At 46.0% G+C, this 13,525-nt stretch carries 11 protein-coding genes and 1 riboswitch; of the genes, 1 reads left to right on the top strand and 10 read right to left on the bottom strand.

Features of this window, described 5'->3' with window-relative positions; translation table 11 throughout:
* Positions 1–49: 49 nt before the first annotated feature.
* Positions 50–1,258 carry a methionine adenosyltransferase gene (gene metK / locus KNP98_RS01725; RefSeq protein WP_088837662.1) on the bottom strand — a complete coding sequence of 403 codons (1,209 nt, stop codon included), beginning with the start codon at positions 1,256–1,258 and terminating at the stop codon, positions 50–52.
* 128 nt (positions 1,259–1,386) lie between these two features.
* Positions 1,387–1,513, bottom strand: a riboswitch (SAM riboswitch).
* Positions 1,514–1,745: 232 nt separating this feature from the next.
* Here metK and pckA point away from each other — a divergent pair.
* Positions 1,746–3,314 carry a phosphoenolpyruvate carboxykinase (ATP) gene (gene pckA / locus KNP98_RS01720; protein ID WP_214768776.1) on the top strand — a complete coding sequence of 523 codons (1,569 nt, stop codon included), beginning with the start codon at positions 1,746–1,748 and terminating at the stop codon, positions 3,312–3,314.
* A 67-nt stretch (positions 3,315–3,381) separates the two neighbouring features.
* On the opposite strand, the gene KNP98_RS01715 is transcribed toward pckA, so the two are convergent.
* The 9 genes from KNP98_RS01715 to KNP98_RS01675 all read right to left on the bottom strand — a co-directional run bounded on the left by KNP98_RS01715 (position 3,382) and on the right by KNP98_RS01675 (position 13,403).
* Positions 3,382–4,638, bottom strand: a complete 1,257-nt coding sequence (locus tag KNP98_RS01715) for an EAL and HDOD domain-containing protein (RefSeq protein WP_088837664.1) — start codon at positions 4,636–4,638, stop codon at positions 3,382–3,384.
* A 164-nt stretch (positions 4,639–4,802) separates the two neighbouring features.
* The gene (locus KNP98_RS01710; protein WP_239456741.1) at positions 4,803–5,543 is read right to left on the bottom strand and encodes an alpha/beta hydrolase family protein; all 741 of its coding nucleotides are present in this window, start codon (positions 5,541–5,543) and stop codon (positions 4,803–4,805) included.
* Positions 5,515–5,988: an RNA deprotection pyrophosphohydrolase gene (ytkD, locus tag KNP98_RS01705; protein ID WP_029331221.1), complete on the bottom strand. Its 474-nt coding sequence runs from the start codon at positions 5,986–5,988 to the stop codon at positions 5,515–5,517. Before ytkD ends, KNP98_RS01710 begins: the two co-directional genes overlap by 29 nt.
* Positions 5,989–6,121: 133 nt before the next feature.
* A complete protein-coding gene (locus KNP98_RS01700) occupies positions 6,122–7,471 on the bottom strand; it encodes a glucose-6-phosphate isomerase (RefSeq protein WP_029331222.1) in 1,350 nt (449 codons plus the stop codon).
* A gap of 113 nt (positions 7,472–7,584) precedes the next feature.
* Positions 7,585–8,751, bottom strand: a complete 1,167-nt coding sequence (locus KNP98_RS01695; RefSeq protein WP_214768778.1) for an iron-containing alcohol dehydrogenase — start codon at positions 8,749–8,751, stop codon at positions 7,585–7,587.
* 138 nt (positions 8,752–8,889) lie between these two features.
* Positions 8,890–9,282: a S1 domain-containing post-transcriptional regulator GSP13 gene (gene yugI / locus KNP98_RS01690; RefSeq protein ID WP_012371159.1), complete on the bottom strand. Its 393-nt coding sequence runs from the start codon at positions 9,280–9,282 to the stop codon at positions 8,890–8,892.
* Between the two features lie 378 nt (positions 9,283–9,660).
* On the bottom strand, positions 9,661–10,704 hold the full coding sequence (locus KNP98_RS01685) for a ribonucleotide-diphosphate reductase subunit beta (RefSeq protein ID WP_214810598.1): 1,044 nt from the start codon (positions 10,702–10,704) through the stop codon (positions 9,661–9,663).
* Positions 10,673–11,161: a flavodoxin domain-containing protein gene (locus KNP98_RS01680; protein ID WP_029331225.1), complete on the bottom strand. Its 489-nt coding sequence runs from the start codon at positions 11,159–11,161 to the stop codon at positions 10,673–10,675. Before KNP98_RS01680 ends, KNP98_RS01685 begins: the two co-directional genes overlap by 32 nt.
* A gap of 16 nt (positions 11,162–11,177) precedes the next feature.
* Positions 11,178–13,403: a ribonucleoside-diphosphate reductase subunit alpha gene (locus KNP98_RS01675; RefSeq protein ID WP_251135130.1), complete on the bottom strand. Its 2,226-nt coding sequence runs from the start codon at positions 13,401–13,403 to the stop codon at positions 11,178–11,180.
* Positions 13,404–13,525 lie beyond the last annotated feature (122 nt).

Below are 13,525 nucleotides of genomic sequence, written 5' to 3'. Positions count from 1 at the left end.
AAAAAAAGTTCAGAAACAAACTCATGCGAGTCTGCTTCTGAACTGAAAATTAAGCGAATCGTTTCGCTTGTTCTTCAAGAATTGCTGCTTTATCTGTTTGCTCCCATGGTAATTCGATATCTGTACGACCGAAATGACCATAAGCTGCTGTCTGACGATAAATCGGACGGCGAAGATCAAGCATCTTGATGATCCCTGCTGGGCGAAGATCGAAATTTTCGGCAACGAGTTCGACGAGTTGTGCTTCTGGAAGTTTACCTGTTCCAAACGTATCAACTGCAATCGATACTGGGTGCGCGACACCAATCGCATACGCAAGTTGAACTTCTGCTTTATCTGCAAGACCAGAAGCTACGAGGTTTTTCGCGACGTAACGTGCTGCATATGCTGCAGAACGGTCAACTTTTGTTGGATCTTTACCAGAGAATGCGCCGCCGCCATGACGTGCATAGCCACCATACGTATCAACGATGATTTTACGTCCAGTTAATCCTGCATCACCTTGTGGTCCACCGATGACGAAGCGACCTGTCGGGTTAATGAAGAACTTTGTTTCCGCATCGATGTATTCTGATGGAATCACAGGTGCGATGACATGCTCTTTCAGGTCTGCTTGGATTTGCTCAAGCGTCACTTCTTCTGCATGTTGTGTTGAGATGACGATTGTATCGACACGAACCGGTTCGTTGTTCTCATTGTATTCTACAGTTACTTGCGTCTTACCATCCGGACGGAGGTAGTCAAGTTGTCCAGTTTTACGGACTTCTGCGAGACGACGAGCAAGTTTGTGTGAAAGTGAGATCGGAAGTGGCATCAATTCAGGCGTTTCTTTCGTTGCATAACCGAACATGAGACCTTGGTCCCCTGCACCGATTGCATCGATTTCTTCATCTGACATGTTACCTTCGCGTGCTTCAAGCGCTTGGTCAACACCGAGAGCGATATCTGCTGATTGCTCATCGATTGAAGTCAATACAGCACAAGTGTCTGCATCGAAACCATATTTAGCGCGTGTATAGCCAATCTCACGAATTGTTTCGCGAACGACTTTCGGGATATCGACATAAGTCGATGTCGTGATTTCACCTGCGACGAGGACAAGTCCTGTCGTGACAGATGTTTCAGCAGCGACACGAGCATTCGGATCGGCTGCGAGGATTGCATCTAAGATAGAATCCGAGATTTGGTCACAGATTTTATCCGGGTGACCTTCAGTAACTGACTCCGACGTAAATAGTCGGCGATTAAGGTTTGTCATGTTTGACCCTCCCAAAAAAGAATTTGACGGTGTACTCATTTCCCCTAGTTGAGTGGGACGGTAAAATGAAAAAAACCTCTCCATGTCCAAAAAATGGTCAGGGAAAGGTTGTGCGTTCTTCCTTTACCCTCTTATCGTTCGAAGTGTTTACTTCGCTTCAGGAGAGCACCTTTTCCTTCATTAATAGAATTCTTAATGTAGGACGGTTGCCGGGTTTCTTCGGGCCTTGTTCCCTCCACCTGCTCAGAATAAGAGTATCCGTTACGAATTACATGATATAAAGTTGTGACCACTCTGTCAAGCTACGTTTTAATTTCTAGTCGAAACTTTCCCGAAGAGATGTTAAACTGTTAATGCTGAAAGCGTTTCCAAATAAATAGAAATCAGCGCTAAAAAAGGATTGCTCATCCTTTAGTATGTCATATATAATAAATGTGTCATACTAAATGCCAGAGCTAAACCAACGTAGGGGAAAGGTGGGGTCAGGATGCCGATGACGGTCCTGAATATCGAAGAGCTACTCAAGAAGGAGCATGTGTTCAAACAACTATCTGTTGCTGAGCTAGTCGAACATGCAATTCGTAACGAAGAAGGGGTTCTTGCTGAAAATGGCGCTCTGTCTGTAGAAACGGGGAAATTTACAGGTCGTTCACCTAAAGACAAGTTCATTGTTCGCGATCAGTCATGCGAGTCACATATCGATTGGGGCCATGTCAATCAACCGATGGAAGCAGACAACTTCGAGCAACTTTTACAAAAAGTTCTTCGCTACATGAATGAAGCAGATCAGCTCTACTACACAGAAGCTGCTGCTGGTGCAGACACTCATTTTACCCTTCCGGTTCGGATCGTGACACAATATGCTTGGCATAATTTGTTTGCAAAACAACTATTTTTGCGTGAATATCCGACAGAAGCTGCTTTTGAGCCTTTCACGGTTATTTATGCGCCTCACTTCAAAGCAGATCCGAAAGTCGATGGAACGAATTCCGAAACGTTCATCGCCATGTCATTCGAACATCGGATTGTCTTAATCGGTGGAACAGAATATGCGGGCGAAATCAAAAAATCGATTTTCTCTGTCATGAACTACCTTTTACCTCAACGAGACGTCTTATCGATGCATTGCTCGGCTAACGTCGGTCATGAGGGTGACGTCGCTTTATTCTTCGGATTATCCGGTACTGGTAAGACCACACTGTCTGCTGACGACAGTCGTCAATTGATTGGTGACGATGAGCACGGGTGGTCCAACGACGGCGTCTTCAATATCGAAGGTGGCTGTTACGCAAAAACGGTCAACCTATCGCGCGAAAAAGAACCACAAATCTTTGATGCGATTCGTTTTGGCACTGTTCTCGAAAACGTCGTCCTCGATGATGCACGAATTCCTGACTATGATGATACGTCAAAAACGGAAAACACACGGGCCGCTTATCCGATTACAGCGATTGATAATATTGCAGTACCATCACGCGCCGGACATCCGAAAACGATTGTCTTTTTAACAGCTGATGCTTACGGCGTCCTGCCGCCAATCAGTAAGTTGACGAAGGAGCAAGCGATGTATCACTTCTTATCCGGGTATACATCGAAGTTAGCCGGGACAGAGCGTGGCGTAACAGAACCGGAAGCGACATTCTCGACATGCTTCGGTTCACCCTTCTTACCGCTCATTCCTGAAAAATATGCAACGATGCTCGGTGAGCTCATCGACCGGCACGGTGTCACGGTTTACCTCGTCAATACAGGCTGGACGGGTGGCGCATATGGGACGGGAAGTCGGATGAAGCTTGCATATACACGGACGATGGTCAATGCAGCTGTCAACGGCACACTCGCTGATATCCCGACGGAAGAGCATCCGATTTTCGGGCTACACATGCCGCTCGAAGTCCCTGGTGTCCCAAGCGACTTACTCAACCCTGTCAAAGTTTGGTCGGATGCTGATGCGTATGAACAACAAGCACGGGCTTTGGCGACTAAATTCAAACAAAATTTCACACGGTTCGACAGTGCAACTACTGAAATCAAATCAGCAGGGCCACGTGTTTAATTAAACTAAGATAGTTAAAAGGCACCAGACACTGTATGTTCAGTGAGCTGGTGCCTTTTAACATCCATCAGACGATTGAATCTTCTTCATCCGGTTGCAGATGAAGTTCTTTTTTAGTCAACCAATCTTGACTCTCTTTTAATAGTGCATAGGCACGCTGTTTTGAAATACCAAAACGATGGGTTAGTTTTTCAAACTGTTCAAATTCACCACGGTCGGCACTAATCGCGAGCAATAAACAATCACGAAACGGATGATCTTTTCCTTGTAACACGATTTTCAACGTCGACTCGATTGGTAATTGATCAATGATTTCATCAATATCGACTGACAGTAATGCATCGATATGCGAGAGTAAGCCAATCATGTAGGCACTTTCCGGACGTAACGTCTTTGTTTCAAGTGCAAATAACTCGCATAACTTGGCACAATGCAGTGAAGAACGCAACAACTCGTCTGACCACTTGTACGGACTCGCAAGTCGCATCTCTCGTAAAACGATTAACGAAATCCAACTTTTAAGTTGTGAAAACCCGAGTAGTGAAATCGCTTGACGAACGGATTCGACGGTATTTCGAAGACCAATCCCGGGAGAATTGATGAGCTGGAGGACTTGCACACTAATGTATGGATTTCCTTCGATTTCATCGACGACTTGGTCATAATACTCATCTGATTCGAGCCACTTCAACATCTTTAACAATACAGGCAATTGTGGCGGAACAGCCTTCCCTTTCATCAACATCGGTTTTGCATAAAAATAGCCTTGGAACCAGTCGTACCCCATGCTCAAACTACGAAGATGATCTTCATGCGTTTCGACACGCTCTGCCAACAAACGGATATGCGGATAGTTTCGTTTAACGATATGTAAAATCGCACTTTGTTCACGTGGGTTGATTGCTTCGATATCAATTTTTATTAAATCAATTAAATCAAACAACTCTGGACCATGATTTCGTAATAAATCCGTCACGAAATCATCCAAGGCCAATTGAAATCCAGCCTCTTTCCATTTTTTCAAAACCGACAGCATATGTGAATCGATGACGACGGTCTCAAGCACCTCGATGACAAATCGTTCCGGATCTAAGTGATCAATCAGCTCACCTTGTAATAAATCACCGGTGAAATTGATGAATAAACGTTTTCCTTCTGCCACTCGATCGACACCTAAATGGACGAGCGTATTCGTCAACACGTCCATCGTCGCTAATTCACCATCAAAAATAGCAGGCGCTTCCACTGAACGATATAATAATTCAAATGCATCGATGGCACCGGATCGATTCACGATTGGTTGTCGTGCCAGCAAGATTTCCATCCCGTTCTCCCCTTTTGTCTTCCACCCTATTGTTCACTTCATATTTTCTAGTATACCAAATATTGTTTTTTGTTTAAAAAATGCTTTTTTAAAACATATCAATGTTACTGATTTCCTAAAAAAAGTCACCCCGGCTGTTCGAGGTGACTACATCCTATGTTCCATCAGCGCAACATCCAATCGATGATTTCCTTCGTCACAGCAAATTTTTCGTGCAACGGAAATTGATGGGCCTGCTCGTAAATACGAAGCCGCGTCTGACTCGGATAGCGCGCAGCATAATTCGTTGCATGACGTAAGCGAACCTTTTGATCGTACCGTCCGTGAATCAGCAAGACTTGCCCTTGTGGAGCGGCGTAGAGCGGCGAACGGATTTGATACGCTTGTTGTTGCGTCTCTGGCAATCCACCCGTGAAACGGCGTAACATTTTTTGCATCGTTCTCTGTTCTTCATATGTCCAGACGAGATTCGTCACCCCTGCCCATGAGACCGTGCGCGCGACCGGGCGATGATGTGCCAACAACAAGGCCATCTGCCCACCACGAGAGAAGCCAAACACCGAGACGCGTTCCGCGTGACGGGTTAACCAATCATATGCCCCTGTTGCATCACGAATATCATGATGACCAAAATCTTCCTTCCCTGTACCCCCTAAGTTCCCTCGGTAAAAAGGGGCCATGACTAAAAATCCGGCTTGAGCAAACTGCATCAGTCGCGTCGGTCGAACCATTCCGATATTACGTGTCCCGCCACGTAAATACAGCATCCCTTGCCCATTCGGACGTGTCGGTAAAACGACATAGGCACCGACCCGTTCGTGATCAGATGTTTCATAGTATATACGAAACGTCCGGAAGGGACCTTGCTTCGGCAATTCAAACCAATCGGCGTTCGGCGAGTACACGAAGTGTCTCCGGAAGGACACGGTCCTTCATCATAAAGCTGTATTTTCGATTCGCGTCAAGACGCTGCGGGAGGTCGTCCAACAAAAAGGCTCCGTCTGTCTCATCGACAGCGAGATGCGGAACGAGTGATTCGATTTCGGCGAAGTAGATATTCTTAATGATTGTATCGCCTCGTCCTTCGACACGATATTGACCAATGTAGGCGAGGCTTGCGATGCTACCGCCTGTCTCCTCCATCACTTCCCGGCGTGCCGCTTCTTCCGCTGTTTCACCCGGTTCGACTTTTCCCCCAGGAAACTCGTACCCGCGCTGCTTATGATGCGTCAATAGCCATTTCCCCTCGTACACGGCAATGACCCAGACATGGAGAGGTTTTGTCGAGAAAGGATGATCATCGAAACTCAACTCAACTTGATTTTGATAGTAATCTAAAAATCTAATCACGTACGTGCACCTCATTTCTTCTTCTACCTTCACTTTACCTGTTTCGAAAGCATTCTAAAAGTGAAAGTGCGTAGGAATCGAGGAGAATGACAAAAAAAGGCATCCCCTGTCATCCAGGAGATGCCTTTTCAACTTATTTCAAGCGTGCTTCGAGCTCTGCTTTTTCTGCTTCAAAACCAGGTTTTCCGAGAAGTGCGAACATATTTTTCTTATATGCCTCAACACCCGGTTGGTCGAATGGGTTAACTCCAAGAAGATAACCGCTCATCGCGCAAGCTTTTTCGAAGAAGTAGAACAAGAATCCGAGATGGTACGGCGTCATCTCTGGTAATTCGACTGTTAAGTTCGGAACTTGACCATCTGTATGAGCAAGTAACGTCCCTTCTGCCGCTTTATCGTTGACGAATTGGATTGATTTCCCTTCGAGGAAGTTCAAGCCGTCAAGATCTTGTGCATCTTTTTCAATCGTCAATTCATGACGCGCTTGACCGACTTTAATGACCGTCTCAAACAAATCACGACGCCCCTCTTGCACGTATTGACCCATCGAGTGTAAATCTGTCGAGAAGTCGACCGCTGCCGGGAAGATCCCTTTAAAGTCTTTTCCTTCTGATTCTCCGTACAACTGTTTCCACCATTCTGATACATAATGTAACGCTGGTTCGTAGTTAACGAGAAGCTCGATCGTTTTTCCTTTTGCATATAATGCATTTCGGACGACAGCATATTGATATGCTTCATTTTCAGCCAGGTTTTCGTTCGCAAATTTCTCTTGTGCGTCACGCGCGCCAGCCATCAATTCTTCGATTGAAATACCAGCAGCAGCGATTGGCAAAAGACCGACCGGTGTCAAGACAGAGAAACGTCCACCGACATCATCCGGAATGACGAACGTCTGGTATCCTTCTGAGTCAGCAAGTGTTTTTAACGCCCCACGTGCTTTGTCCGTCGTTGCATAAATTCGGTTTTTTGCTTCAGCCTGACCGTATTTCTCTTCCATGAACGATTTCAACAATCGGAATGAAATTGCCGGCTCCGTCGTCGTCCCTGATTTAGAGATAATGTTGACCGAGACGTCTTTTCCTTCAAGCACTTCAAATAAATCGTGCAGATACGTCGATGAAATGTTATGACCCGCATAAATGATTTGTGGCGCCTTCCGCTCGTCTTTTGATAACAGGTTGTGGAAGGAATGACCTAACATCTCGATTGCGGCACGCGCTCCGAGGTAAGATCCACCGATTCCGACGACGAGCAAGACGTCTGAATCTGATTTGATTTTTTCAGCTGATTCTTGAATGCGAGCGAACTCCGCTTTGTCATAGTTCGTCGGTAAGTCGACCCATCCGAGGAAGTCGCTGCCGGCACCTGTGCCATTATGAATCGCTCCATGTAATGTCTTAACCGTGTCTGCCATGTAATCTACTTCATGTTGCCCTACGAATTGTAATGCTTTCGAATAATCAAAACGTACCGTTGTCATTCCATCGTCCTCCTTATTCATTCACAAACAAATGCGACCTTCCTTCTCATTAAAACGCAAGAAGGAAGGTCGTTCAAGTCTTTTGTGAAAAGATTAGCAAATGTTAGAGAAACTTATAACGCTGCCGTTACGATTTCACGAACATCTTCATTACCAAGTGATTTGAAGTTACCGAAATCACCGCGCGTCATTGCTGACTTGACGATTGAATCGACTGTATCTTCTTTGATGTCGTAGTCCGCGAGACGGTTTGGTGCACCGAGTGATGTCCAGAATGCACTGATTGCATCGATCGTCGCATGAGCTGCTTCGATTTCTGATTTACCTTCTGTGTCGACGTTAAAGACGTTTTCACCGAGTGTCACGAAACGATGTGCGTTTGACTCGTCTAACACGTGGCGCATCCAGTTCGGGAAGAGGATTGCAAGACCACCTGCGTGTGGGATGTCATGAACCGCTGAGACGGCATGCTCGATATTATGTGAAGCCCAGTCACCGCGTGCTCCCATTTGAAGTACGCCGTTAAGTGCCATCGTACCTGCGAAGAGAATCGTTCCGCGAAGTTCAATGTTTTCAAGATCGTTGACGAGTTTTGGTGCTGCTTCGATGACAGCTTTCATGACGCCTTCTGTCATCCGTTCTTGGACAGGTGCGTGTGCTGTGTGGAAGTACTGCTCAAGACAGTGACTCATCATGTCGACAATCCCGTAAATTGTTTGGTCTTTTGGAACACTGACCGTGTATTTTGGATCAAGGATTGAGAACGTCGGGAATGTAAGCGGGCTACCCCAACCGTATTTCTCTTGCGTTTTCCAGTTCGTGATGACAGAACCAGAGTTCATTTCCGAACCGGTTGCTGCAAGTGTCAAGACGGTACCGAATGGAATGACTGTTTCCGGAGTCGCTTTCCCGATGACGAGATCCCATGCTTCACCTTCATACGGAATACCTGCTGCGATCAGTTTTGTACAGTCGATGACAGAACCGCCACCTAGTGCGAGCAATGCATCAACACCTGCTTCACGTGCGATCTTAATGCCGCGCTCTGCTGTTTCGATGCGTGGGTTTGGTTCAACGCCATCACATTCGACGTATTCGATTCCTGCTTCGTTCAGTTCGCGTGTAACATCGTCATAGACGCCGTTGCGTTTAATACTTCCGCCACCAAAGACGAGCATGACTTTCTTAGCATTTAGTGTTTTAAGTTCTTCTTTGATTTGGCTGACTTGACCGTCACCAAAAATTAATTTCGTTGGATTGCGATATTGAAAGTTTTCCATTGTGTGTTGCCCCCTCGATAAGTAATGAACATCTTACATTATCCACACATTCCCCTTTCGCATCTATTTTAATGCTTATAACGCAAAAAAACGTAAAAAAAAAAGAGAACCGACCGATGTCGATTCTCTTAAAAATTCTTATTTTTGGAAGTTTGATTTTTCAATCCATTCTTCCAATTTGCCTTTTAACACGTTGAAGCCAGGAGCTTCTTCTTGTTTGAAAGCAGGACCTGCATCGCGGCGTCCAGCGTTTTTGCGTGGGCCTTTAGCGCGCGCTTCGCGTTTTGGAGCTTCCTGAGTTGCTTTGATCGAAAGCTTCATTTTTTTGTTAGCTTCGTCGATGTCGAGAACTTTAACAGTTACTTCATCGCCAACTTTTACGTAATCGTTGATGTCTTTTACGTAATCGTGTGAGATTTCTGAGATGTGGACGAGACCTTGTGTTTGCTCGTCAAGTGCTACGAAAGCACCGAAGTTTTGAATACCAGTTACTTTACCAGTAACGACTTGGTCTTTTTCAAAGTTTGCCATAGTTTATACACTCCCTAACTAAATTCATCAACTTATAATAACATACTTTTTACGGATGGTAAAAAATATTTTTTAAATTGTTTATTTTTTATTTTCCGAGGGAACATTTTAGTAGCAAGACTTCAAGTATTCCCCCTGATTCTGCCGGACTTTTCGAGTCCGGCCCTTTTTTGTTTCTTCTTAACTCCTCAACGCAAAAAGGACCGGTTCGGTCTGCTCGCTTTCCGCGGACAAGACATCATGCCGCTTCAGATGCGTTGCATCTTCCAGGGTCATGATTGTCTTGTTTTCCCGCAGGAGCCGAACATGACCTCACCTGTCCTAGCGTAAAGGAAAACGAATCGTGAAGCAATCAAAATTTAAAGATTCATTCACTGCTTACAAATCGTCAAATCCGTTCGCATCCGTCACTTTTGCATACGAACGTGATTTTTGTTCGAAGAAATCGGATTTCGTCGCATTCATCGAGTCATCCGAATACGCACGAATCCACGGCATGACGTCCTCCTCATGTCCTTCATAGAGATCGGAGAGACCAATGACACGAAGGCGCTTGTTCGCGAGATATTTGACGTAATCACGCATTTCACTGACATCGAGTCCATCCAAGTCACGCAGTACATATTCGCTCCACTCGATTTCGAGATCGACGGCACGCTCGAATGTGGCATACACGAACTTCGTGAATGAACCATCGGCATCGATTTCCGGGTGTTCCGTCAAGACGGCACGCAACAATTGACTGATGAAGTACGAGTGTTGCAGTTCGTCCCGCTGGATGTAACTGATCATCGTCGACGTTCCGACCATTTTTTGATGACGCGCTAAGTTATAGAAGAAGGCAAAACCAGAATAGAAGTTGATTCCTTCAAGAACGATTGATGCGACGAGTGATTTCGCAAAGTTTTCCGGTGTCCGGTCGTTTTGGAAATCTTCATATAAATCAAGAATAAAGGCATTCCGCTTCATGACCATATCGTCATCTTTTGCGATATCGAAAATCCGGTTTTGTTCCGAAAGTGGAACCAGACTCGATAAGACATAGCTGTACGACTGGTTATGGACGACTTCCTGTTGCGCGATGATCGCAAGAATTGCATGAATCGACGCATCTGACGTGAACATCGCCGACTCTAGGATGTAACGCGTTTGGACCGAATCCAAGATTGATAGGAGACCGATGATCCGTTCAAACGCATCCTGTTCCCGCTCACTCAACTGGTTCCACTGTTGCATGTCTTTTGACATCGAAATCTCATCCGGAATCCAAAAGTTCGACAAAAGCTGTTTATAGATTGAATAAAACTGCGGATAGGCGATATCGTTCCAGTTGACGATTGAACTCGTCTCCCCACCGATAATCGCTGTCGCACGATTCGGATGGCGGGCATCAAGCAGTTTGATCTTTTGTAACTGTTCCATGTTGTTCGACTCCTTCTTGCTGTAATTGCAGGATCGTTCGTTTCGTCCATTCTTTGACGGTATGCGGACGATTCCGTGGTGACTGTTCGATTTTTAACAGTTCACCGGCGAGCGGCACACCAAATTTCGCGAGATGGTAGGCCATTTCATCAACGGCGCGGCAGTACTTGACGAACATCTTATCGCCCGTACCGAAGACGGCAGCTTGCGGAATTTTGTGCGGACTTTCCTTTAAGACAAGCTTCAGGCAGTCACGCATTTCATCCGGTAATTGACCGTCGCCCCATGTGTAAGAACCAAAATAGACGATATCATAAGGTGCTAATTGATATGTCGTCACATCATCAGCGAACATCATCGTGGGTTCGACGTGCATGTCGGAACAGGCTTTCGCAATCAGTTCCGCAACCTCCTCTGTGTTACCGCTCATTGACGCATATACGATTGCTGCCTTCATGATATCGTCTCCTTTCTTATGACGAACACGACTCACATTCATCGATTTCGACGGTTGTCGAACGTGTGTAATAAATCGTCTTCATCCCGAGTTGCCATGCTTCCATGTGCATCTCGAGTAATTCAGTCGCTTTGACGTTGTTTTTGACATAGAGATTAAAACTGATCGCTTGGTCGATATGACGTTGACGTGATGCATTTTGACGAATGCTCCACAGTTGATCAATCTCAAACGCTGATTTATAGAACCAGTTCGTATCCGGCGTCAAATCCGGAACTGTCACAGGAATCTTGTAGTTTTTCTTTTCTTCTGCGTAGACTTTTTTATAGATTGGATCAATCGATGCCGTACTACCGGCGATGATTGCTGTCGACGAGTTCGGTGCGACTGCCATCAGGTAGGCATTTCGCATACCATGCTCTGTGATATCTGCTTGGAGACGATCCCAGTTCAGCTCGGCAGTTGATTTATAGTGACGACGTTTGATGTATTCACCTGTTTGCCATTCTGATCCTTCGAATAAACGGTATGCCCCTTTTTCTTTCGCAAGTTGCATCGATGCATCAATCGTCAAATAAGCGATTTTTTCGTAAAGACGATCCGCATACTGGACGGCTTCGACCGATTCCCAGCGAATCCCTTCGAGTGCAAGCAGATGGTGCCAACCGAACGTCCCGAGACCGACGGCACGGTATTTTTGGTTCGTGATTTGTGCTTGCGGGACGTCAATCGTATTCAAATCGATGACGTTGTCGAGCATCCGCATCTGAATCGGAATCAACCGTTCGAGGACATCCGAACGAACGGCGCGCGCGAGGGCGATCGAAGATAAATTACAGACGACGAAATCGCCCGGTGTTTTCGTAATGATGATTTTTCCATCTTCCGTGTATTCTTCCGTCACGGTCGTCGGGCTCATGTTTTGCATGATTTCCGAGCAGAGGTTTGACGAATAGATCATGCCGGCATGCTTGTTCGGATTGGCACGGTTTACCGCGTCACGGAAGAACATGTACGGTGTTCCGGTCTCGAGTTGCGAACGCATGTAACGTTTGACGAGATCAATCGCCGAAACTTTCGTCCGGCTGAGACGCGGTTCGTTGACACAGGCTTCATACTTTTCAGTGAAGCTGCCCCCTTGTTCCGTCTCATCGAAATGATCTTCAAGACTAAAGCCCATCACGGTCCGGATTTCGTGTGGATCGAATAAATACCAATCGCCACGCGCTTCAACCGTACGCATGAAGTGGTCCGGTAAACTCACGCCCGTAAAGAGATCATGTGTCCGCAATCGCTCGTCCCCGTTGTTGAGTTTCGCATCGAGGAACTCGAGGATATCTTTATGCCAAATGTCGAGATAGACCGCAATTGAACCTTGACGCATACCGAGCTGATCGACACTGACTGCCGTGTTGTTCAATTGTTTCATCCAAGGAATGACACCACTCGAAACACCTTTGAATCCTTTAATGTCTGATCCGCGCGAACGAATTTTACCCATGTAGACGCCGATTCCGCCGCCGCCTTTTGAAAGTGTCGCAACGTCCGTATTCGAGTCGTAAATCCCCCGGAGTGAATCATCTACCGTATCGATGAAACAAGACGATAACTGTCCGTATGATTTCCCGGCATTCGAAAGCGTTGGCGTCGCAACCGTCATGTAGAGGTTCGACAAAGCCCAGTACGATTCTTTGACGAGCTCGACCCGGCGTTCTTTCGGTTCTGTCTGCATCAACGTCATCGCGATAATCATGAAGCGTTCTTGCGGTAGTTCATATAATTTTTTCACGTGATCCCGGGCAAGATAACGATCCGCTAACGTCCGGAGACCAATGTATGTGAAGAGTTGGTCGCGTGAAGGATCGATTGTCGCAGCGAGTTCTTCGATTTCATCCTTCGTGTAGGCTGAAAGTAAATGTGGTGTGAAAATACCAATTTCAGTGAGCTTTTCAATCAACGTGTAAAGCGATCCATAACGTTCATTTGCTACATATCCACGATTTTCACTTGCCTCGAGATAAAGACGATTTAAGTACGTTGCCGTCGCGACGAACGTCCAGTTCGGTTCCTCTGCTTTTAACATGTCGAGCGCATGCATCGTCAAAAGTTCGTAAACTTGATCGGCCTGGAGCGTTTTCCCTTCGAGCGCCCGAATCGCGCGTTCTGTATAACGTTCGATGTCGAGTTCTGGATAAGATGCTGTCACTTGTCGAATCACGAGATATACATCTTCTATTGTCATTGCACCCTTATAGATGCGTGCTGTATTCAGTGGAGATGCCACTATGAACCACTCCCATTCTCTATCGTTAAACAGGTTCGCATTGCAGTAAAAAATGCGCTAAACTAAAAAAAGACGTCCTA

The organism is Exiguobacterium sp. s127 (assembly GCF_018618695.1).
Classification (GTDB): domain Bacteria; phylum Bacillota; class Bacilli; order Exiguobacteriales; family Exiguobacteriaceae; genus Exiguobacterium_A; species Exiguobacterium_A oxidotolerans.
The sequence above is the reverse complement of the archived record's forward strand: the minus strand, read 5'-3'. Positions and strand labels throughout refer to the sequence as shown.